This window comes from Paenibacillus sp. P36 (assembly GCF_045866505.1).
Classification (GTDB): Bacteria; Bacillota; Bacilli; order Paenibacillales; family NBRC-103111; genus Paenibacillus_E; species Paenibacillus_E chondroitinus.
In genome coordinates this window covers 7,609,181-7,629,888 of the sequence record NZ_AP038372.1, presented here as the reverse complement: position 1 = coordinate 7,629,888, position 20,708 = coordinate 7,609,181, and the positions used below count along the sequence as shown (strand labels likewise).

At 49.2% G+C, this 20,708-nt stretch carries 21 protein-coding genes; 12 read left to right on the top strand and 9 right to left on the bottom strand.

All coding sequences use genetic code 11. The features are described 5' to 3' along the window. Window positions 1–59: 59 nt before the first annotated feature. The gene (locus tag ACKTT9_RS33460; protein ID WP_157317989.1) at window positions 60–161 is read right to left on the bottom strand and encodes a YjcZ family sporulation protein; all 102 of its coding nucleotides are present in this window, start codon (window positions 159–161) and stop codon (window positions 60–62) included. A gap of 121 nt (window positions 162–282) precedes the next feature. Beyond that, complete coding sequence (locus ACKTT9_RS33455; protein ID WP_407869396.1) at window positions 283–888, bottom strand: metalloregulator ArsR/SmtB family transcription factor; 606 nt, start codon at window positions 886–888, stop codon at window positions 283–285. A 185-nt stretch (window positions 889–1,073) separates the two neighbouring features. Between ACKTT9_RS33455 and ACKTT9_RS33450 the strand changes: the two genes are divergently transcribed. Further along, complete coding sequence (locus tag ACKTT9_RS33450) at window positions 1,074–1,712, top strand: futalosine hydrolase (protein WP_407869395.1); 639 nt, start codon at window positions 1,074–1,076, stop codon at window positions 1,710–1,712. A gap of 1 nt (window position 1,713) precedes the next feature. Then, a complete protein-coding gene (locus ACKTT9_RS33445) occupies window positions 1,714–2,553 on the top strand; it encodes a 1,4-dihydroxy-6-naphthoate synthase (protein WP_407869394.1) in 840 nt (279 codons plus the stop codon). 421 nt (window positions 2,554–2,974) lie between these two features. Here the strand turns inward: ACKTT9_RS33445 and ACKTT9_RS33440 are convergent, their stop codons facing one another. Together ACKTT9_RS33440 and ACKTT9_RS33435 are read right to left on the bottom strand one after the other, a co-directional pair. Beyond that, a complete protein-coding gene (locus ACKTT9_RS33440) occupies window positions 2,975–3,931 on the bottom strand; it encodes a D-2-hydroxyacid dehydrogenase (protein WP_407869393.1) in 957 nt (318 codons plus the stop codon). Between the two features lie 20 nt (window positions 3,932–3,951). Beyond that, a complete protein-coding gene (locus tag ACKTT9_RS33435; RefSeq protein WP_407869392.1) occupies window positions 3,952–4,962 on the bottom strand; it encodes an RluA family pseudouridine synthase in 1,011 nt (336 codons plus the stop codon). Between the two features lie 224 nt (window positions 4,963–5,186). Here ACKTT9_RS33435 and ACKTT9_RS33430 point away from each other — a divergent pair, with 224 nt between their 5' ends. Both ACKTT9_RS33430 and ACKTT9_RS33425 read left to right on the top strand, forming a co-directional pair. Then, window positions 5,187–6,158, top strand: a complete 972-nt coding sequence (locus tag ACKTT9_RS33430) for a hypothetical protein (protein WP_407869391.1) — start codon at window positions 5,187–5,189, stop codon at window positions 6,156–6,158. Between the two features lie 153 nt (window positions 6,159–6,311). Then, on the top strand, window positions 6,312–7,799 hold the full coding sequence (locus ACKTT9_RS33425) for an alpha/beta fold hydrolase (RefSeq protein ID WP_407869390.1): 1,488 nt from the start codon (window positions 6,312–6,314) through the stop codon (window positions 7,797–7,799). Between the two features lie 31 nt (window positions 7,800–7,830). Here ACKTT9_RS33425 and ACKTT9_RS33420 read toward each other — a convergent pair whose 3' ends face one another. After that, complete coding sequence (locus ACKTT9_RS33420) at window positions 7,831–8,859, bottom strand: LacI family DNA-binding transcriptional regulator (protein ID WP_407869389.1); 1,029 nt, start codon at window positions 8,857–8,859, stop codon at window positions 7,831–7,833. Window positions 8,860–9,005: 146 nt separating this feature from the next. Between ACKTT9_RS33420 and ACKTT9_RS33415 the strand changes: the two genes are divergently transcribed. The 5 genes from ACKTT9_RS33415 (at window position 9,006) to ACKTT9_RS33395 (ending at window position 15,155) form a co-directional block, all read left to right on the top strand. After that, window positions 9,006–10,349: an FAD-dependent oxidoreductase gene (locus ACKTT9_RS33415; protein ID WP_407869388.1), complete on the top strand. Its 1,344-nt coding sequence runs from the start codon at window positions 9,006–9,008 to the stop codon at window positions 10,347–10,349. 545 nt (window positions 10,350–10,894) lie between these two features. Then, window positions 10,895–11,119, top strand: coding sequence for a hypothetical protein (locus ACKTT9_RS33410; protein ID WP_407869387.1), 225 nt, complete (start codon window positions 10,895–10,897; stop codon window positions 11,117–11,119). A gap of 102 nt (window positions 11,120–11,221) precedes the next feature. Beyond that, window positions 11,222–12,985 (top strand): B12-binding domain-containing radical SAM protein, encoded by a 1,764-nt coding sequence (locus tag ACKTT9_RS33405; protein ID WP_407869386.1) that lies wholly within the window; start codon window positions 11,222–11,224, stop codon window positions 12,983–12,985. Between the two features lie 151 nt (window positions 12,986–13,136). Beyond that, window positions 13,137–13,559 carry a pyridoxamine 5'-phosphate oxidase family protein gene (locus ACKTT9_RS33400; protein WP_407869385.1) on the top strand — a complete coding sequence of 141 codons (423 nt, stop codon included), beginning with the start codon at window positions 13,137–13,139 and terminating at the stop codon, window positions 13,557–13,559. Between the two features lie 96 nt (window positions 13,560–13,655). Next, a complete protein-coding gene (locus tag ACKTT9_RS33395; RefSeq protein ID WP_315953928.1) occupies window positions 13,656–15,155 on the top strand; it encodes an IMP dehydrogenase in 1,500 nt (499 codons plus the stop codon). A gap of 87 nt (window positions 15,156–15,242) precedes the next feature. Here the strand turns inward: ACKTT9_RS33395 and ACKTT9_RS33390 are convergent, their stop codons facing one another. From ACKTT9_RS33390 to ACKTT9_RS33375, 4 genes are all read right to left on the bottom strand, one after another. Continuing rightward, on the bottom strand, window positions 15,243–16,208 hold the full coding sequence (locus tag ACKTT9_RS33390) for a type I phosphomannose isomerase catalytic subunit (RefSeq protein ID WP_407869384.1): 966 nt from the start codon (window positions 16,206–16,208) through the stop codon (window positions 15,243–15,245). 80 nt (window positions 16,209–16,288) lie between these two features. Beyond that, window positions 16,289–16,867 (bottom strand): class I SAM-dependent methyltransferase, encoded by a 579-nt coding sequence (locus ACKTT9_RS33385; RefSeq protein ID WP_407869383.1) that lies wholly within the window; start codon window positions 16,865–16,867, stop codon window positions 16,289–16,291. Window positions 16,868–16,907: 40 nt separating this feature from the next. Beyond that, window positions 16,908–17,528 (bottom strand): c-type cytochrome, encoded by a 621-nt coding sequence (locus tag ACKTT9_RS33380; RefSeq protein WP_407869382.1) that lies wholly within the window; start codon window positions 17,526–17,528, stop codon window positions 16,908–16,910. Window positions 17,529–17,606: 78 nt separating this feature from the next. Then, on the bottom strand, window positions 17,607–18,581 hold the full coding sequence (locus tag ACKTT9_RS33375; RefSeq protein ID WP_407869381.1) for a TIGR01212 family radical SAM protein: 975 nt from the start codon (window positions 18,579–18,581) through the stop codon (window positions 17,607–17,609). A 152-nt stretch (window positions 18,582–18,733) separates the two neighbouring features. On the opposite strand from ACKTT9_RS33375, the gene ACKTT9_RS33370 reads away from it, so the two are divergent. From ACKTT9_RS33370 to trmB, 3 genes are all read left to right on the top strand, one after another. Beyond that, window positions 18,734–19,342, top strand: a complete 609-nt coding sequence (locus tag ACKTT9_RS33370) for a WGxxGxxG-CTERM domain-containing protein (protein ID WP_407869380.1) — start codon at window positions 18,734–18,736, stop codon at window positions 19,340–19,342. 284 nt (window positions 19,343–19,626) lie between these two features. Then, window positions 19,627–19,827 carry a hypothetical protein gene (locus tag ACKTT9_RS33365; RefSeq protein ID WP_407869379.1) on the top strand — a complete coding sequence of 67 codons (201 nt, stop codon included), beginning with the start codon at window positions 19,627–19,629 and terminating at the stop codon, window positions 19,825–19,827. Between the two features lie 75 nt (window positions 19,828–19,902). Beyond that, window positions 19,903–20,640, top strand: a complete 738-nt coding sequence (gene trmB, locus ACKTT9_RS33360) for a tRNA (guanosine(46)-N7)-methyltransferase TrmB (RefSeq protein WP_407869378.1) — start codon at window positions 19,903–19,905, stop codon at window positions 20,638–20,640. Window positions 20,641–20,708 lie beyond the last annotated feature (68 nt).

The following is a 20,708-nucleotide window of genomic DNA, read 5'->3' as shown; positions in this document are numbered from 1 at the left end:
GCTCATAAAAAAGTAAGCGGCCGAGACGAATTCATCGTCCCAGCCGCTTGTAATCGTCATTACCAACCAAATCCGAAGGTACTTAATACGATAACCAAGAGGATGAATAAAACGAGGACTACAGCAGCTCCATTGTAGGTTGTTCCGCATCCACAACTCATGTCTATCCCTCCCTTCACAAAATTACTATATGTCATTCATCTAGATGATGTATGGATGAATGTCCATAGTGATTCATTTTATTTGGGGATGTATCCGCTTGACGTTGCGATGCGGGGCTGATCACGATAGAGTTTCCCATTTGGCCCACATTTCGGGCGGATTCAGCTCATAAACTTCGTTTTCCCGGAACATAAACTGATGCATAATAAACTCCCGGCGAATCGTTGCAAAATCGGGATGATATTGTTTAATCCATTCGTTCAGCTCTTTCTCCGTGTAGGTGCGCCCCTTTTCGAGCTGGTCAATGAGGTGTCCCAGAACGATCAGCTTCTTTTTAAGCTGAGCAGGGATATGCTTTAGCTTGCCGTCCTGTGTGAAAAAGTTGCGAATGATGGACTGCTTCAGGTTCTGACGGGTGTCTTCGGACTGCATGGTTGCGGATTCTCCTTTCTGATTTTTGAAAATGAGATCGGCTGTCGCGCTGGCGTTGCTGCGGATAAAATACTCATTTAACGCGAAATAAATCGTATTCTTGTCTCGGCGTTCGTGAATGAGGCTGGCTTCACGGAGCTTAGCGGCATGATGCGTAATTGTAGCGGGCGTAACGCCTAGTTTCTCCGCAAGCACTTGACCGTTTAGTTCCCCGTCTCTCAGCAAAATGAGCATGCGAATACGCGTCGCGTCAGACAGCGCTTTATGGTAGGTAATAATTTTATCTAACTGCATGGCGGGGCACCTTCTTTACAAAACTAATTTATTATTTATCTAATTAGATATTAATTAAATTAGATTGCGAAGTCAAGACGGCAGGAGCGGAAGTGCTCAAAAGTTTCTTATTTAGTTCTAGTCATGTAAAATAATAGACAGAGTATTCATCATGGTTTTTGATTAAAAAGGGGATTGGCCTAATAATGCGTGTACTTATAATGACGGCAGTAGCGCCTGAAAGGGATGCTGTGCAGCGGGGGCTTGGCCATGACAGCAGGTTTGAATTCGCATTAGCTGGCGTAGGCCTTGCGGCAGCAGCCGTTAATGGTGCCATGGTGTTGGCCGCAGCACCGTATGATTTGGTTGTTATCGCCGGTATTGCCGGCGGATTTCCCGGACAAGCGGAGATCGGATCGCTTGTCGTCGCGAGCGAAATCATCGCCGCGGATCTTGGGGTGGAGCTGCTGGACGGCTTCAGCTCCCTCGACGACCTCGGCTTCGGCACAACGCGCGTCAGCGTTGAGGCCGGCATAGCCGAGCGACTGACGGCGGCGCTCACAGCCGCCGGCCTTAGCGCGCGCACAGCGCCGGTGCTCACGGTAGCGACAGCTACCGGGACGGCCGCTACCGCTGCCGCGCTTGCAGCGCGCGTGCCCGGAGCCGCCGCCGAAGCCATGGAAGGCTTCGGCATTGCCACGGCCGCTGCACTGCGCGGCGTGCCTGTGATTGAAATCCGCGCGATTTCCAACGCGGTTGGTCCGCGTGACCGCGATGCCTGGCGCATCGGGGACGCTCTACAAGCTTTAGAAGCAGCAAGTTCAGTCTTAGCGGAGGTGCTTTAAAATGAAAATTGCGTATTCACCTTGTCCCAATGATACTTTTGTGTTCCATGCTTGGGCGCACGGCTTAATCCCCGGCGCTCCGGAGCTGGATGTCTTATATGCCGACATCGACATTACAAATAAGCTGGCTGCCGACGGCACCGGACCCGACGTGCTCAAAATCTCTTACGCCGCACTCCCATGGGTGCTGAAAGAGTACGCCCTGCTGCCCTGTGGCGGCGCCTTGGGCAGAGGCTGCGGCCCGCTCGTGCTGACGCAGTCCGGCGGAACAAATCCTGACCCGGCTCAGCTAAGCGGACGCCGGGTCGCCGTGCCAAGCGAGCGCTCGACCGCGTACTTGCTGTTCCGCCTCTGGGCGGAACAGAACGTCCCCGGCGGCGTCGGCGAAATCGTGGTCATGCCGTTCCACGAGATCATGCCCGCGGTGCGGGACGGCCAGATTGACGCCGGCCTCGTGATTCATGAAGCGCGCTTTACCTACCCGTCGTACGGGTTAGCGCTTCTCAAAGATTTGGGCAGTTGGTGGGAAGAAGACACCAACTTGCCAATCCCGCTCGGCGCCATTGTAGCGCGGCGCTCGATGGATCTTGAGGCGCTTGCGGGCTGGGCCCGCGCCTCGGTAGAGTACGCGTGGGCGCATCCGGAAGCTTCGCGCGACTACGTCATGCAGCACGCGCAGGAGATGGACCCGCAGGTCGCTCAGGCGCACATCGACCTGTACGTGAATGAGTTCACCGCTAATCTTGGCGATGACGGGTATGGCGCTGTTTTGACGCTGCTTCAGCGTGCAGCAGAGGCAGGCATTGTGCCGCAGATGGATTATGCGGCACTGTTGAAGTAGGCCTTGCGCTAACTCGCCCTGGCTATGATCTGCAGCACTAGCCGTACCAAACAGGGGAACTACAGTCCCCTATTTAGACGTAAAGCCACCTTTTCCGGCAGGGAAGGGAACTGGCGTCCGCTATTCTCCCGATTCTCGGAGAAAACCGACCGTGAGCAAGGAAATAGCGCCCTATAGTTCCGCCAAATTAGCTATTTCCCACAATTCACGCCAAATAGCGCCATGTAGTTCCATAAGGACACAAAGGTAGCACTATTAACACTAAAGAGGACCGAAATCCCCACAAAGGCGGGAGTCTCGGTCCTCTTTTCATATCTGTTGCGTCTCATTCCTCTATCTCATATCTCTTGCAACTCATTCGTCTATCTCAAATCTGTTGAATCTTCCTCTATCTCATATCTGTTGAATCTCAGTCCGCTTATCATCCAATCAAATTCTGTGGCTGCCCTTCAAGAAAGGCACGCACATTGTTAACGGCTGTCATCATCAGCCTGGCGCGTGCTTCTTTGGTCGCCCAAGCAATATGCGGGGTGATGAGCACATTTCGCGCATGCAGCAAGGGATTATCCGGCGTTGGCGGCTCTACCGTCAAGACGTCGAGCCCGGCGCCTGCCAGACGCCCTTGGTTCAAGGCCTGCGCAACATCAGCCTCATTCAGAAGACCGCCTCTAGCCGTGTTGATGAGGAAAGCCGTAGGCTTCATAAGTGCAATTCGGTCTGCATTAATAAGCTCTTTGGTCTCTGGGGTCAATGGACAGTGGAGCGAGATGACATCGGACTGCTGCAGAAGCTCGCCAAGCGAAACCCAAGTAAGACCTTCGACAGGCTCAGGTGTACGTCTACCGCTGCCTGTTGCTACTACGTTCATGCCAAAGGCCTTGGCGATGAGCGCTACTTGCTTGCCGATTTGGCCTAAGCCGATAAGGCCGATCGTTTTGCCGCTTAGCTCCATGAGAGGAGATACCGTGTAGCAGAAGTCGATTGAGCTGGACCAGCCCCCTTTTACAACGCTATCGCTATGCTGCTGTACTCGGTTGCAAAACTCCAGCAATAGAGCAAAAACCAACTGAGCAACCGATTGCGTGCCGTATGCAGGAACATTGGTCACAAGAATGTCATGCTCCTTAGCTGCTTGTAAGTCAATGATGTTATAACCCGTCGCAAGGACGCCAATGTAGCGAAGCTTAGGAAGCTGTTGTAACGTGGCTGCGGAAAGCGGCGTCTTGTTCGTTAACACGATGTCAGCATCAGCCGCGCGATCCACAATCTGTGATTCAGCGGTGCGTTCATAGACAATCACTTCTCCGAGAGCTTGTAAACCGTCCCAGTCCAAATCGCCGGGATTTAACGTATAACCGTCAAGCACAACAATTCGCATTTGTAGTAACTCCTACTGGCTTATTTTTTTGCGGGCAATTCACGGAAAGGGTTCATGAACACCTTGGGAATGTTCGTTTCAAAACGCAGCAGCTCACCCGTTGTCGGATGCAAAAAGGCAAGTACGCGCGCATGAAGTCCGAGGCGGCCGATTTCTTTTGTCTTCGACCCATATTTCTTATCGCCGACGACTGGGTGTCCGATGTCCTGCATGTGGACGCGGATTTGATTCTTACGTCCGGTTTCCAGATTAACTTCAAGCAGGGAGAAGCTCCGGTTCGCTTGTAGCGTTTTGTAATGCGTTACGGCGTGCTGGCCGTCATTTGGATAAGGTGTTGAGTACATTTTAAGAGACTTGGGATGCTCCTTCAGCCAGGAAGTAACGGTTCCTTCTGACTTTTTGACCAACCCTTCCACCAGGGCTACGTATGTACGCTCTTTCACACTATCCTGCCAGGTGTTTTGCAGATGCTGCTGAGCTTTTTCGTTTTTGGCGAACATCATGACACCTGAAGTATCCCTGTCGAGTCTATGCACAACGAAAATCCGGGCTTTCGGATCAAGGTTACGCACATGTGCCGTCAGCTGGCGGTAGGCGGTAATTTGGTTTTCCTCCGGATTGGTTGCGATCGATAGAAGCCCGGAATCCTTTTGAATGACGATAACATCCTCATCTTCATGCAGAATGGACATCCCGGCGAGCGGGATATTTTCTACGATCTTCTCTTTGCTGATGGTTACCGTTTGCTCAGGCTGCAGGGGGTGGTTGTAAGCGGTGACCGCTTTTCCATTCACAGAAACCTGACCGCGTGCGAGGGTCGCTTTCACAGAATTCCGGCCAACACCGGAAAGCTTTTCCAATAAAAAGGGCAGAAGTTCCGTTGCTTCCTTAACCGTATACTGGCGCGTGTTCGCCTCCGTAATGGCTTTGGTTGAAACCGGTTTATGCGTTTGGCTCTTGCTGATTTTGAGCTTGGGGTTGTGATTTTGATTTTTGCCAGGGCTTTGATGGTTGCCTTGCTTTTTTGGCATAAAATGACCTCCTTTTCAATAAAAACGCACGCCGATCTAATCGTGTATGTCTAACAATATATCATGTTCACAAAAACAATAGAAACGTTAACATGGAATTTCATGTGTGTAGAAGCGGAAAACTAAGCGTCTGTAACTTTTGTGTAACCTCTGAAAGCGTATAGTTAGAACATATCAAAAGAATATTGCTCCTTACATAGATGAAAGGGCGGGTACTTTTCAAAATGGGAAAATCGTTCGATTTCTTAACGTTCCGGCAAGCACGCAGGATCTTCATGCAAGGGATTCAATTTTTGTATAGAACGAGAGCAATCACGTATGTTCGGGAGCAAACAAGCGAAACGCCGCATTTTCTTACAGAGGCAAGTCACCCAGAAGCCAATCAGGGCATTCTTGCGGTGACGAACCATTATATCGCATTCTTTGACCGAAATAAAAAAAAGATGGAAAGATTCCCATTGCTGCATACGACCGGCTTGGGTTTTGATACGATTGATTCTCAGCCTGTTGTCTGGATTGAGGGATCTTTTGAGCAGGGGACTGGTCGTTATTATTGGTACGTAACGAAGCAGAGACCCTTCCTAGAGGCTGTGAAGGAGCAGATGGAAAAAGGCGTTGTTGCCAAAGAAATTGCAGCCATCAAGCGGAATCAAGCGAAGTTGGACTCTTATATGGCGACTGTGAATACAAGACTAAATGAGAACCGTGAAACGATTTTGTGCAACACGAAAGCGGCGATCGACGATCATGCGGACACGCTCTTGCAGAATATGCAGGTTATGCTGGAAACCATGTGGGAGGTTTTCCTGACGGGTGCAGCGCCGCAATTGAAGATTTTGAATCCGGAAGAAATGCAGCTATTTAGAGACAATATTATTTGTTATGCAGCAATTAAAGGTAATCGCATTGCCAAAATTGTGCTGGAGACCAGGGGCTACAACCTGCCTACGGAAGATGTATTTATAGAAAGCGATGCTTTTATTGATGAGTACTATAACACGGTGTTACCTCCGTTTGAAGTTTTGGAGTTGGTATATGAGGATGTTCGCACTGTTTACCAAAAGTTTTTTCCCGCAACCGCTTTGCATCAAGAGCAAGTTGTCATGATTATTTCTGAGGCTGTTAATCTAGGCTACAGAGTGACTATCGCGAACGCCATGGTTATTGTGAAAACGCCACTGCGCATTGCGAATTAAATAGAAAGCTTTGGAAGGTGCACTCTGCGGATTGCGCTTTTTTTGTATAGAAGGTGGAAACCTCCAAAGATTTTTGTACAGCTAGTCATATTGTTTAAATGCCCCGTTCCTTATATGATAGAACCTAACATAGAACGGAATGGTGGTGCATCGGTGTCTTTTGCGCAAGTCAATGGCGTTAGCCTTTACTACGAATTTATTACATCCACGCGCGACTCCGAAGAAACGATCGTTTTTTTTCATGGAAACGGTTTTGACTCCTCACGATGGGGACACTTGATTGACGGCTTAAAAGAGGATTATCATCTGCTGCTTGTTGATCTGCGTGGATGTGGAAAAAGTGAACCAACCTTAGGCGAAATCTCATGGGACTTATTTGTCGATGATATGTATACGTTAATTGGGCACTTGAATCTGCAAAATTTTCATCTGATAGGACATAGTTTTGGAGGGTCCTTGGCCATTTTCTTCGCCATCCGGTACCCGAAGCTAGTGAAATGTCTCGTCCTTATCTCGATTAACGTGCTGTTTCCAGAGACGAGTGGGAGCACTGTCATTAAGAACTATATGGATTTGATTGAAAAATACGGTATGGGCTATATGCTCCAACATTTTCTTCTCCCTTCGTTAACGGTCCATCCGTTTCGACATGAGGAAGCTCAGCGTTTGTACAACATGTATGCAGAAATGCCTGTTGAAAGTTACATGAAACTATTTAAGCTGCATATTGAGCAACGACCTGTCAGTGAATTATCATGGATTCAAAGTCCGACCCTGCTGCTTGCTGGGGAATGTGATACAGTTTATCCTTCTTCTTTCCAAAATATGACGGCCGAGCTTATTCCGGACGCTACGTTTTATATCGTTCCCAATGCTGCAAATGCCATATTTATCGATCAGCCTGATGTAACGGTCGAATGGATCAAGGGTTTTATTCAAAGGAAGATGAATCGACCGGCAGAAGTGGAAGACATGGAGCCGTCGGAAATGGCAAGTTCCGTTCAACACATGTGGGATACTTACCTTCAAACGTTGATCCCTAGCAGAAAAAATCCGGAACCCGTCATGAAAGTGGAACTTTTATTCGGATTTCGGGTGAGCGTGAACGGACAGGAAATTTTGGATGGCTGGAACAAACGTTATGCCCGAAATATCTTCGTCTATTTGGTTTTGCACCCGTCTTCAACCAGAGAAGATTTGTGCGATGCGATTTTTCCAACGGTGCCGTTACCTATTGCCCTGAAAAATTTAAAGGTTTATCTTAATTATTTGAAAAAGCTGCTTACCTATGATCAAGATCAAAACTCAATTTTAAAAACGGATCGTAAGCAGTTATATTTACAGTGCAAGATCGAGTGCGATCTTCCTGATTTCTTTGAACATATCAAACAGACCCTGCATCACGAGGATAACGAAGCGGAGATGTATGATCGCTGTACTAGATTGTTTCGTTTTATGCGCAATAAGGAAATTATGCCAGGTATTTTTGACCAATGGTTCATTGAGAAGAAAGCAAGAGCAGAATTCAGATTAGGTTTACTTGCGGCTTGGTTGTCTGGACAGGAGAAGAAGCGGGGGAATGTCATGAAAGCAGCCGAACTTCAAAAACTCGCTAACTATTATACCAGTGTAGAAGAGTAAGAGGGAGCTTAGTCAAGCTGCCCTCTTTTTATTATTTATGCATAGATAGTGTGCTCCCCATGAAAAATTCCCCTTGCATCCGCACGTGTTCGAAGGGTAAATGCGGGTTGGCAATCCGCCAGAGCATCCGGTCTGCGGCACGATAGCCCGATTCCCGGATCGGCAGCTGCGGGCGCGAGCACAGCGGGAGCGTATCGGTTTGCTCGTTGAGCAGCGCGACGAATGAGCATTGCTGCGGAATTTGGACGCCCATTCGGCGCAGGGTGTAGTACACTGGCGCAGCCTCTTCGTCGATGCCGCAAATAACAGCCGTTGGCTTGCGCTGTTGATAGAGCTGCTCCACATCATGCAGCCACTTGTCTGTGCCATCGCGTTTGGTGACGTGCTCCCGCGGTTCGACGGCATAGCCGGCTTCCTTCATGGCTTCGCAAAACGCTTGCCACCGAATAACGAAACCCCGCTGATCTTGCGTATCTCCCACGTACAGAATATTCCGATGTCCCATTCGGAATAACCTGCGTACGGCCTGGAACATCGCTTCGTACACATCCCAAATGACACTATCCACTTTTGATTCCGGTGGGGGGAAATTGAGCAAAATCCGTGGCAGCGCCAGCTCCAGCAGCTTCTGTTCCAATAGATCGTGATTCATTCTCGGCGCGATGAAGATCCCTTCTGCATATAGCAGCTCCTGATCTTCCGCCCAGCTTTCAAATTGTGAGGGCTTTAAATCCGGCGGGATGAGCAGCGGTTGGACGGTATGTCCGAATTCCATGAACCGCTCATGAAGGCCTTGCAGCAGCAAGCGATTGAAATTCAGAGACATCTTATTTTGAACGAGTACAAATCTGCGCTGAACGACAGGGTACGGAGAGATATGATCAAGCTGCAGTGTTTGTTTCTGGTCTTTGGTCATGTAACCAAGCTCGCGCGCAAGCTTAAATACTTCGCTTCGTGTTTGTTCAGACATGCCAGGCAATCCGCGAAGTGCCTTGGACACCGTTTGAATCGTTAAGCCAAGCTGAGCGGCGAGATCATGGAGCGTTATTCTTTTGCGCATAAATTCCGGAGTCCCCTTGTACAAGTATGTAGTAATTTTAAACTAATTTTAAACTAAATTGAAAGTTAAATTTCAACTATACTTGGGAAAAGCGAGACAGCAGCCTGAATTCTAAGTTCTGAATTCGATACAAGGGAGAGATCGAGATGAATAAAATCATAGAAGCGGATATTGTTGTTGTTGGGGGAGGTCCGGCAGGGGTTAATGCAGCTATTGCTGCAGGGCGGAGCGGGGCTAAGACGGTTTTAATCGAAAAGTATGGGTTCATTGGCGGGATGTCAACGGCTGCGCTTGTATATCCTTGGATGACCTTTCATACGACGGAAGGCAAGCAGGTGATCAAAGGACTTGCGCAGGAGATCATCGATCGTCTTATGGCGATGAATGCTTCCCCGGGGCATCTCCGAGATACCGTTGGATTCGTGAACACTATAACGCCGTACCACCCTGAGATTTACAAAGTGCTGGCGGTGGATATGCTCAAGGAAGCGGGGGTTAAGCTGCTTTTCCACAGCTTTGTCGATCAGGTGGAGACCGCACATAACCGTATTCAAACGGTGCAGCTTACGTCCAAATCCGGGAGAATCGATGTACGCGGCAAAATATTTATCGACACGACGGGGGATGCCGATCTGGCTTACTTATCTGGCGCTCCGTGCCTGCAAGGCCGTGACGGGGATAAGCTGACACAGCCGATGACGATGAAATTCCGTATGCGCGGCGTGGATTTGGCGGGCGTGAAGCAGTACATGATCGACCATCCGGATGAGTTTTATAAAAAAACACCGTTCTCTGAACTGGCTGAACTGCCGTTGTCCGGTGTTCTGGGTTACTTCAAGCACTGGAAGGAAGCGAATTTGCCGATCAATCGCGATCAGGTGCTTTTCTTCACAGGGCCTGAAGAGGACGAAGTATTGGTCAATACTACGCGTGTACAAGGGCTTGACGGTACTAACGTGGAGGATTTGACCGAAGCGGAAGAGCTTGGACGCAAGCAGGTGTTGATGGTGGCGGAGTTCATGAAAAATAACTTGCCTGGCTTCGAAAAAGCATCGATCTCATCGGTTGGCGCCCAGATCGGCATTCGAGAAACGCGCCGCATCGACGGCCAGTATGCTTTGCAGGTGGACGATGTCGTGCAAGGCCGCCATTTTGAGGATGTCATCGCGCGGAGCGGGTATCCGATCGACATCCATGATCCTTCCGGCAAAGGCGTAACGGCAGCCTGGGTCAAAGGCGATGGCGCCTATGACATCCCTTACCGCTGCCTGCTCCCGCAAAAGATCGAGAACCTGCTCACCGCAGGGCGCTGTATCTCGACGACGCATGAAGCGTTAGCCACGACGCGCCTGACTCCGAGCTGCATGGCAACGGGGCAAGCGGCTGGCTCGGCTGCCGGCCTTGCCGTTAAGCACGGCCTACTGCCGAGCGAGATTGATATTGCCGAGCTGCAGGCTTTGCTTGTGCAGGACGGGGCGCTGCTTTCGTAGTTTGTTAGTGTGAATGTCAACTGTATTCCTCCAGAATAGGGGACCACAGTTCCCTGAGTAAGGCCATAGCGGAATTCATCGATTGGTTTTTGCAGTATGTTTTTTGCGGCGGGGGAACTACGGTGCGCTATTTCGCAGAAAAGGCACGGTTTTCGCCTGCGATGGGAACTAGCGTCCGCTATTTTACCGGTTTTACGTGAAATTCATGTCAATGACACGAAGTAAGACCCTGTAGTTTCCCTATGTTAGGGGAAACAGCTATATTCCCCAGAATAGGGGACCGGAGTTCCCTGAGTAAGGCATAAGCGGAATTCATCGCTTAATTATTGGAATTTGTTATTGGCAGATGAGGTGAAACTCCAGTTAGTCTGCGAGAAAGTGGATCGGAGTCTGGCAATTAGCAGGAGTAATCGATGCAACTCAGTGGCAGTGAAGCAAATTCCGCGCTGAGGCGACGTCTTACATCAGTATGCGCACCCCCGGCATAGGGAATACTTAAGGAATACTTATACTTACTCAATGTGTGAGAAAAGGTGGGGTTCCCTATGCTTTTATATCAATTAACGCAGTGGTTCGAAGAACGCACATCCCTGCAGCAGGCGCTGCAAAGCGGCACGGCTGAGAGCAGCAGCGATCTGCAGCAAAGGATTCAAGACGTCGAACAGCAGCTGCAATCTTATGCCGAAAGATGGAAAAATGCGATCCAAGAAGCCTCATATCTGCAGTTTCCCTATGAAAATCCGCAGCTGGACGATGATATGGTGCTGTAACCGTTGCGAAGCGTGCACCTTTCTCTGCACCTTTGTATTTCCTCGGTTTTCGTGTAGAATTAGAGAGTACGATAAACGAGAATAGAACGAGGTCTTTTTACAATGAAAGTACTAGTAACGACACTGAATGCCAAATTCATTCATACATCTTTGGCGCTGCGCTATTTGAAAGCGTTCTGCGAGAAGGATTTTGATTTTGAAATTACCGAATATACGATCAAAGACCCAGTGATGAACGTTGTCTCCGACCTGTACCAGAGGGCGCCGGACGTGCTGGGCTTTTCCTGTTACATTTGGAACATTGAAGAGACGATTCATATTATTAAAATGATTAAGAAAATCAGGCCCGAAATCCTCATCGTGCTCGGCGGCCCTGAAGTATCTTACGATACGGAGTACTGGATGGAGCGCATCCCAGAGGTGGATTTCATCGTTATGGGCGAAGGCGAAGAGACCTTCCACCAATTGCTGACGGAAATTTCGACGACGCGCAAATACCACTTCGTATACGGGCTTGCGTACCGCAAAGGTGAAGAAGTCGTGCTTATGCCGGGCCGACCGAAGCTCAAGCTCGATGACATCCCATCACCGCATCGATTCAAAGAAGATTTGCCGAGTTTGGCGAACCGTGTCGTGTATTTCGAAACGAGCCGCGGCTGCCCGTTCTCCTGCCAATTCTGCCTTTCCAGTATTGAGGTGGGCGTGCGCTACTTTGATATGGAACGGACAAAGTCGGATCTTCTGTACTTAATCGATTCAGGCGCGAAGCTGATTAAATTCGTTGACCGGACATTTAATATCAAAAGGGATTATGCGATGGAAATTTTCGAATTTCTAATTGCCAATCACCGCGGCGTCGTGTTCCAATTCGAGATTACGGCGGATATTATGCGGCCGGAGGTTCTCGATTATTTGGCTGAAAATGCGCCGCCGGGCACGTTCCGTTTTGAAATCGGCGTACAGTCCACGAATGACACCACGAATGAGCTGGTGCAGCGCAGACAAAACTTCATGAAGCTGAGCCGAACCGTCTCCAAGGTGAAAAACAGTTTCAAAATCGATCAGCATCTTGATCTGATCGCTGGTCTTCCTGAAGAGGACTACCAATCATTCCGTAAGACGTTTAATGATGTTTTTGAGCTAGGACCGGAAGAGCTGCAGCTTGGTTTCCTCAAAATGCTGCGCGGCACTGGGATGCGCAAAGACGCGCATAAATATGGCTACGTTTATATGGATCATGCGCCGTATGAAATTCTGGGCAATGACATCCTCCCGTTCACGGATCTAATTCGCATCAAGCGAGTAGAGGACGTGCTCGAGAAATACTGGAATGCGCACCGTATGGACCATACGGTCAAATATTTGATCGCTCATGAATTTGCGTCGGCCTTCGATTTCTTCCAAGAGTTCGGAGACTTCTGGGAAGGCCGAGGCTGGCAGAAAATCGGGCATCAGCTCGAGGATTTATTTACCCGCCTGCGCGAGTTCCTCCTGGGGCGTGAAGCGAAGAACATGCCTGTTATCGAAGGTCTCATGAAGCTGGATTATTTCCTGGGACATAAGTATAAGCCGCGTAAAATCTGGTGGGATTTCACATTGGAGAAATCCGAACAGAACGCTTACCTCAAGCTTCTGGCCGAGCAGCCGGAGCTGGCAAGCGGCGACTTCCATCTGCTGCGCATCAATGAAAAAGATCTCCACAAGCATGCGATGCTTGAGGTACTGCCTTTCGCTTTGCAGACTTATCTGCAAACGGGTGAGATCGACAGCTCCAGTCAGGAGCTGCTTATCGTACACTTCCCGCCGGATGCCCAGCTACCGGCTAGCTGCTACAGTATGCCGTTGCACCAGACGGCGACTGTCTAGAAGAAAGCCCCACGCCCTTCGTCATAATGAGGGGAGCGGGGCTTTTTTTCGCATAAAAACAGTCCTTTTCAGGGTAATCTAGGGGAGTTGACCCATAGGCTGCTTGCTTTACTTGCTAAACTAGCACCTGATCTGAAAGGAGATTTGCTGCATGATTGAGACGAAGAATAAACTGGAAGAGCAGATTGAACAAGTTCTTGATGCCAATAAAATTTGTTCGTTTGCCACGGTTGAAGGAACGAAGCCGAAAGTGCGCTATATGGCACTGCATCATGAAGGGCTGACCCTGTATCTAACTACGAATCGAAAGACGGATAAAGTGGACGAGGTGAAGGACAATCCCAATGTCCATATCCTGGTTGGGTATGATGGGAGGAAGTCCTCTGATATTTTGCAAATTCAAGCGACAGCGACGATAAGCAAGGATAATACGCTGCGTGAAAAGCTGTGGACAGACGAGATGGCAAAGTGGTTTGATGGTCCGCAGGATCCCAACTACGTCGTCCTCGACATCACGCCTTCGTACATGGAATATATGAACGGTGAGGCTGGAACGCAGATCTGGAAGGGGTAAATATACGTTTTCCTGAAAAAACCATTGACCACAGGTGAGGTTCAATGATACGATTGAAAAAATTTACCTATGGATCGATGAGGAGGAAATTGTAAAGTGGCTACGTATTACTTGGAACCATCCCGCACATTCAGCGAGTTTCTGTTAATTCCTAACCTGACAACAAAAGCTTGTACACCGGCGAATGTTAAGCTCAAAACACCGCTTGTCAAGTTCAATAAAGGCGAGGAGCCTGCAATCTCGCTCAATATCCCGTTTTCATCTGCTGTCATGCAAGCCGTATCCGATCATGGAATGGCTATTGCTTTGGCGCGTTGTGGCGGGATTTCATTTATTTTTGGCTCGCAGTCGATCGAAGAGGAAGCACAGATGGTACGGAAAGTGAAAGGGTATAAGGCTGGCTTCGTCGTAAGCCGCTCTAACTTGACGCCCGATCATACATTAAGCGATGTGCTGGCATTGAAAGAAGAGACGGGGCATTCCACAGTAGCGATTACGGACGACGGTACAGCGAACGGCTTGCTGCTGGGTATTGTAACAGGTCGCGATTACCGCAAAAGCCGTGATCCGCTGGATCGTCCGATTCGTGAGTTTATGACGCCTTTTGATAAACTGATTTACGGAAAATCAGGTATTACTTTATCGGAGGCGAACAATTTAATTTGGGATCACAAGCTGAACTGTTTGCCGATTGTCGATGAGCAATTGAAGCTAGAAACGCTTGTTTTCCGCAAGGATTACGATGAGCACAAAGAAAATCCGATGGAGCTTCTTGATGCTAACAAAAGTTATATTGTTGGTGCGGGCATCAATACCAAGGATTATAAAGAGAGAGTTCCTGCTCTTGTTGAGGCGGGAGTGGACATTCTGGTCATCGATTCCTCTGATGGCTACAGTGAATATCAACGTGAAACGGTTCAGTACGTGAAAGAAAATTTCAACGTGAAAATCGGGGCCGGCAACGTTGTCGACCGTGAAGGCTTCCTCTACCTCGTGGAGTCGGGTGCAGATTTCGTGAAAGTAGGAATCGGCGGCGGTTCGATTTGTATCACACGGGAACAAAAAGGGATTGGCCGCGGTCAAGCTTCCGCCATCATGGAAGTCGTCGAAGCGAGAGACGAGTATTTCAGAGAAACTGGGACATATATTCCGATCTGTTCCGATGGTGGTATCGTGCATGACTACCACGTTACGCTAGCTCTAGCTATGGGTGCTGATTTCGTGATGCTTGGCAGATATTTCGCCCGTTTCGACGAGAGTCCAACCAGAAAGCTGAAAGTAGGCAACAACTTCGTGAAAGAGTATTGGGGCGAAGGCTCCAACCGTGCCCGCAACTGGCAGCGTTATGACACAGGTGGCAAAAGCAAGCTTTTATTCGAAGAGGGCGTGGATTCCTATGTCCCTTATGCGGGTAGCCTGCAAGAGAACTTGGATAAAACACTTGGCAAAATTAAATCCACGATGTGCAACTGCGGATCGCTAACTTTGGATGAGCTGAAAAGCAAAGCGAGAATTGCGCTTGTTTCGGCAACCAGCCTAGTAGAGGGCGGCGCACATGACGTTATTTTAAAAGAAAGCTCCCTATCGGAAGAATAGGCGGCACTCCTAAATAAAAAGCGCTCCACCACATCGATTTGATGTCGGTTGGAGCGCTTTTTGTATGTGGCTGGTGCCCGTTAAGTATTAAGGCAAGTAGCTGCGAATCACCGTCATGTTTCCTTCTAACGCGTAGCTGCCCAGATCAGCTGGAAGCAGGAAGCAGTCGCCCGGCTTGGTGGAGATGCTGCCATCTTCCCATTGAAGCGTGCCATTTCCGTCAGCAATGACGAGAATCACGAAGCTTTCAGGTGATGTGCTAAGCTCCCACTTAGGTCCTACCAAACCTTTTTCGACGATGAAAAAAGGAGACTTGGCTAGTGTCAGCCATGTGCTCGTTTCGCTTAGGTTTGTTTTCATGCGCGTGGAGCCTGAACCTTCATAGGCAATGACGTTCAGTGAATCTTCAATATGAAGATCGCGCGGTTTGCCATCCAATCCCGGACGGTTGTAGTCATACAGACGGTAAGTCGTATCGGAGTTTTGCTGAATTTCCGCCACCAATACGCCAGAGCCAAGCGCATGAACAGTACCGGCAGGGATGTAGAAGGAATCGCCGGCTTCTACAGGAACTTCCTGCAGGCAGTCCAAAATACGATTCTCGCTAATGGCTTGCGCCAAACTTTCGCGTGTAACGCCTTCCTTCATGCCATATATAATTTTGGCGCCGGGTTTGGCGTCTAGGATGTACCACATTTCGGTTTTGCCTAGTTCTCCCGCGGCCAAATGTTCATAGTGATCATTGGGGTGAACTTGAACGGACAGATCGTCTTCACAATCCAAAAGTTTAATCAGGAGTGGAAAACGTCCGTTTTTTTCGGAAAAGCCTTTGGTGCCGAATAACGTTTTACCGTATTTTTCGCGGATTTCGTCCAACCCAAGACCTTCGAGCTCTCCGTTAATCACTTTCGTTGTTCCGTTCGGGTGATCGCCGATCATCCAGCCTTCGCCAATCGCGCCTTCCGGCAGCTGAAATCCAAACTTCTCCAGGGCTCTGCCTCCCCAGACACGTTCTTTCATTTCAGGTTGAAATTGAAGCGGGTATGATTTCACTGCTATCCCTACTTTCTCTCTATGTATTTAATAGGTAGTAAAGGAGTAAACCTACTACTCTCTAGCATTATACCATGGGTCTATCTTTTTTCTAGAGCCAAGAGATAGGGGGCATGCGTACTAGTATTCATAAATTGATAGCGCAGCACCTGATAAGCTGCGAGCGGAAGCTGCTGTGCCCAAGCTTCGACGGCTGCGGCTTCTTCAGAGCCGCCATCGTGCCCGCTATACAGCACGATGGTCACGATGCCGCCTTTGCGAAGCAGGCGGAGCGCGGCATCCAACGCAGGAATTGTCGATTCCTGCTTCGTGATCGTTGCTGGATCGGCCCCTGGAAGGTAGCCGAGGTTGAAGGTGACCGCGGCCACTTTGCCGTGGCGGTCCTCCGGCACAGCCGTCTCCATGAGCGCATGGCTGCACAGGCTCATGTGCACAGAAGAAGATGCGTCCGGGAGTTCTTTCTCCAGACGCATCTTCGTTTGATCCAGCGCTTGCTGCTGGATGTCAAAGCCGTACACGCGGCCGCGGCGTCCCACCAGCTTCGCGAGGAAGACGGTGTCGACGCCGTTGCCGAGTGTCGCGTCAATGGCGGTATCGCCTGGTTGAACACGCTGGCCGATTAGTTGATGAGCATAACCTAAAACAGAAACAAAACCCATATGAAGAAAGCCTCCATGCTGATGTGCTGGTGAGCGACAGTTATTTTTTGGCTGCCAGCCAGGTGGCCAGCGTTTCGATCTCTTCCGCCTTTAAGGCTTTCTGGAAAGGTGGCATATCGCCACTGCCCTTGATGATTTGCTGCACAATCTCATCTTTGGTTTTGCGCGAACCGACCTTCGTCAGGTTCGGCCCAAAATCTCCTTCAAGGCCAGCCCCGTGGCAGGCCATGCAGTTCTCCTTAAACAGCGCTTGCGCCTGCGCTGCTGTGGTGGTTCCCCCATCAGCAGCCTCCGGCTTCGCGGATGGCGTTGGCGCCGCGCTCGCAGGCGCGGGCGTCGGTGTAGGCACCGGCGTCGGCTTCGCCGTAGCCGACGCCACTGGCGCAGCGGTTGCTGCCGCTGCGCTAGGTGTCGCCGCCGCTGCGCTTGGCTGCGGCGTGCTGCTTGCCGCCGGCACCGGTGTGGCCGGCGCTGTTGTAGCTGCCGCTGGCGTGGCCGCGGCTGTAGGTGTCGCCACCTGCGCCGTTGGGGCAGGCGTGGCACTTGCCGTCGCGGACGATGACGGCGATACAGAAACCGGCGCCGATGTTTCCGGCGCCGCTCCGCATCCTGACAGGACTAGCATGAACCCAACAAAAGCTGCTCCAACCCTTTTCTTCATCGCACCCATCTCCTCCATATAAGCTCTCACTATATAATAGGAAACGGTTCAAAATCGAAATGGGTTTGATCCCAGCCGTTATTTATTTGTTGGACTTGCCATATTGCCTTTCCAATACTTGCCTTGCCATGTATTTCTTTCTGCTAATAGTTTATCGAAGCTATTTAGTACTTCCCACTTTTTAAGGCTCCACATCGGTCCGATCAGCAAATCGCGAGGAGCATCTCCGGTTAGCCGGTGAACGATCATTTCCGGTGGCAGAAATTCGAGCGTATCGACAATGAGCTTCACATACTCATCTTTTTCAAGAAATTGGAGCAGTCCGGCTTCATATTGTTTCACCATAGGTGTTTTACGCATTAAATGAAGCAAATGAATTTTGATGCCTTGCACATCCATTTGAGCGACAGCTCTGCCGGTGTCCAGCATCATCTCATGGGTTTCCCCAGGCAATCCGTAAATAATGTGCGCACACGTGCGGATATTATGCTTCCTGAGCTTAGCCACAGCATCCAAATAGCACTGAGTGTCATGTGCTCGATTGATCAACTGGGACGTTGATTCATGAACGGTTTGCAAGCCCATTTCGACCCAAAGATAGGTTCGCTGGTTCAGCTCTGCCAAGTATTCAATGACATCATCCGGCAAGCAATCGGGCCGCGTTGCAATGGATAAGCCTACTACGCCTGGCTGTTGTAAAATGACTTCATAATACTCGCGAAGCTGCTCCACGGGTGCATACGTATTGGTATAAGCTTGGAAGTAGCCGATATATTGGGCATCCGGCCACTTTTGATGCTGGAGATCTCTGATCTTGTTAAACTGCGTAACGAGATCGTCGCGGCGGCTTCCAGCGAAATCGCCTGAGCCACGCGCACTGCAAAACGTGCAGCCGCCGGTTGCAATATTGCCATCGCGGTTTGGACAAGTGAAGCCTGCGTCCAGCATGACTTTAAACACTTTGCCGCCGAAGGCTTCGCGCATTTCATAATTCCATGTATGGAAACGTTTATCCCCCCAGAGCTGAGGCGATTCTTGTATCATTGTAGACATCAGATTAGAACTCCTTTCCTTCCACCCTATTGTAGCGAAAAATAAACATGAAAGCGACCCCTGTCTTTCCACCAACTTCCCCGTTAAAAGAGGGCTTATCGGAGCATGATAACTTTGCATGACGATCATATGCCGAGAGGGGAAATGAAAAAGTGAAAAAGTTTCGTACAGTGACATTGGCGGTAGCTTTGACGACAGCATTGAGCTTTGGGGCAGTTGGGGCGCACGCTAACATGAGTACACCGACAATGAACACTCATACGGGTACTTCAGGGACTTTGGGGACGGGGACTACGACGACATCGGGCTATTCGGGAAGTACTTACGACGCTACGACGGGGACTAGCGTTGGAACTGGTTTATTGAACGGAACGGGGACGATGACCAACACGAATACGTATAATGGAGTTACAACTCCGATTACAAGTCCAAATGCTGTGGCTCCAACTGCTCATCCACACAGAATAGATGGCTTGTATAGAAATGACGGAACAACGACTAATACGTATACGGGAAAAAGTACCGGCACGGGTACTGGCGTTTTAGGCCAAATCAATGGCTATGGCAATAATCTTATGGATCGGATGAGCACGACAAGCACGGGAACGAATCGCGGCAATTATGATACGTCATCTTATCGCGCTTATGCGACCACGACATCTGACAAGAGTATGAATTGGGGATGGCTTGGACTGGTTGGGTTAATAGGGTTGGCGGGATTAAGAGGTGGCAATAGAAACAGAGACGAGAGTTACAAATAACGAATGAATAATGTACGCCTTCCTGACGGAGGGCGTTTTTCTTGTGTAGGCGAAGTTTACCCATAATACGCCAGGCCTACATTACTTTTTATACAACAAAATGCTTGATTTGACGGTAAATGCTGTCTTTCATTGCAAAAAATACAACATAGAACACTGCTGTAACGCCTGTACACTTCGGCATGGATCTGAATAAGTTTTTCTCATGATCTGCCATTCATAATCCTATCTCTCCAAACCGAAACTACCATTAAAAGCTGAATAGGAGAGCAGGTGAAAAATTCGTGATGACTTCTACTTTATCGACAGACACTTTGTCCGTTGAACTTACGGTGAAGGAAGCTCAAGCGTTAAGCAGCGGTGTGAAATTTGTGGCCGATCCGAATGTATCAAAGGAAGCCAGACAAAAACTGATTCGCTCCCTGGATCGCAAGTTGTTCCCCGCCACCTCCAAAACCATTGAATATCACGAACTGGAAGTGTAATTCCCTTTGATTTTTTCCCAAGAATGGTCTATGATTTGTATTCGATAGCTTGTACGTGTAGGAGGCAAATAATAGATGCGGTTACGGGGAAGAAAAGGAATTCGAGAAGATATTGAACGCCAGAAGGAACTCGTTGTTCTCAATGCCAAAGATTATAAAGGCAAGTGGGCGGAGTTATTTGGCAATAATAACCCTATTCATGCTGAGCTTGGGATGGGGAAAGGGCGTTTCATCAGTGAAATGAGCAAGAAATATCCCGATATTAATTTCATTGGCGTTGATATGTATGATGAGCTGATCCGCAAAGCGAGTGAGAAAGCAAAGATCGCTCATGAGATTCATACCGAAGAAGAGTCTGAATCAGAATCAGTGGCTAATATCCCGAATTTGAAGCTGATGCTGTTCAATATCGAACATATTGAAGAAGCTTTTGCTGAAGGGGAGTTGGAGCGGGTTTATTTGAATTTCAGTGATCCGTGGCCGAAGAAAAAGCATGCTCGCAGACGGTTGACACATCCAGGTTTCGTGGCCAAGTATCAGCAAATTTTGAATGCAAACGGCGAGATTCATTTGAAAACCGATTCGCAATCGCTGTTTGAATTCTCGTTGAATTCTTTTGCCGATATGGGTTTAAGAATGCGCAATATTTCCCTGAATCTGCATGCTGAAGGGTTTCACCCGGATCATGTTATGACGGAGTACGAAACGAAATTCGCCACAAAGGGAATGAATATCCATCGTTGTGAAGTGGTGATTGGTCAGGACGTGCTGGCCGCTCATCTCGATCAATTGAACAAAGCGAAAGCGGAATAAACTTAGCGTTAATCAAAAAAGAGGCTCCCCTTGGTCATTCGATGACTTGAGGGGCAGCCTCTTTGTAC

Coding starts and splice junctions, on each gene's coding strand:
- ACKTT9_RS33440 (WP_407869393.1), bottom strand. CDS start 3,931: ATGCGAATTGTTGTGCTTGACGGTTATACGTTAAATCCCGGCGATTTG.
- ACKTT9_RS33430 (WP_407869391.1), top strand. CDS start 5,187: ATGGGAAAATCGTTCGATTTCTTAACGTTCCGGCAAGCACGCAGGATC.
- ACKTT9_RS33415 (WP_407869388.1), top strand. CDS start 9,006: ATGAATAAAATCATAGAAGCGGATATTGTTGTTGTTGGGGGAGGTCCG.
- trmB (WP_407869378.1), top strand. CDS start 19,903: ATGCGGTTACGGGGAAGAAAAGGAATTCGAGAAGATATTGAACGCCAG.
- ACKTT9_RS33405 (WP_407869386.1), top strand. CDS start 11,222: ATGAAAGTACTAGTAACGACACTGAATGCCAAATTCATTCATACATCT.
- ACKTT9_RS33460 (WP_157317989.1), bottom strand. CDS start 161: ATGAGTTGTGGATGCGGAACAACCTACAATGGAGCTGCTGTAGTCCTC.
- ACKTT9_RS33435 (WP_407869392.1), bottom strand. CDS start 4,962: ATGCCAAAAAAGCAAGGCAACCATCAAAGCCCTGGCAAAAATCAAAAT.
- ACKTT9_RS33375 (WP_407869381.1), bottom strand. CDS start 18,581: ATGTCTACAATGATACAAGAATCGCCTCAGCTCTGGGGGGATAAACGT.
- ACKTT9_RS33455 (WP_407869396.1), bottom strand. CDS start 888: ATGCAGTTAGATAAAATTATTACCTACCATAAAGCGCTGTCTGACGCG.
- ACKTT9_RS33445 (WP_407869394.1), top strand. CDS start 1,714: ATGAAAATTGCGTATTCACCTTGTCCCAATGATACTTTTGTGTTCCAT.
- ACKTT9_RS33400 (WP_407869385.1), top strand. CDS start 13,137: ATGATTGAGACGAAGAATAAACTGGAAGAGCAGATTGAACAAGTTCTT.
- ACKTT9_RS33380 (WP_407869382.1), bottom strand. CDS start 17,528: ATGAAGAAAAGGGTTGGAGCAGCTTTTGTTGGGTTCATGCTAGTCCTG.
- ACKTT9_RS33420 (WP_407869389.1), bottom strand. CDS start 8,859: ATGCGCAAAAGAATAACGCTCCATGATCTCGCCGCTCAGCTTGGCTTA.
- ACKTT9_RS33385 (WP_407869383.1), bottom strand. CDS start 16,867: ATGGGTTTTGTTTCTGTTTTAGGTTATGCTCATCAACTAATCGGCCAG.
- ACKTT9_RS33410 (WP_407869387.1), top strand. CDS start 10,895: ATGCTTTTATATCAATTAACGCAGTGGTTCGAAGAACGCACATCCCTG.
- ACKTT9_RS33450 (WP_407869395.1), top strand. CDS start 1,074: ATGCGTGTACTTATAATGACGGCAGTAGCGCCTGAAAGGGATGCTGTG.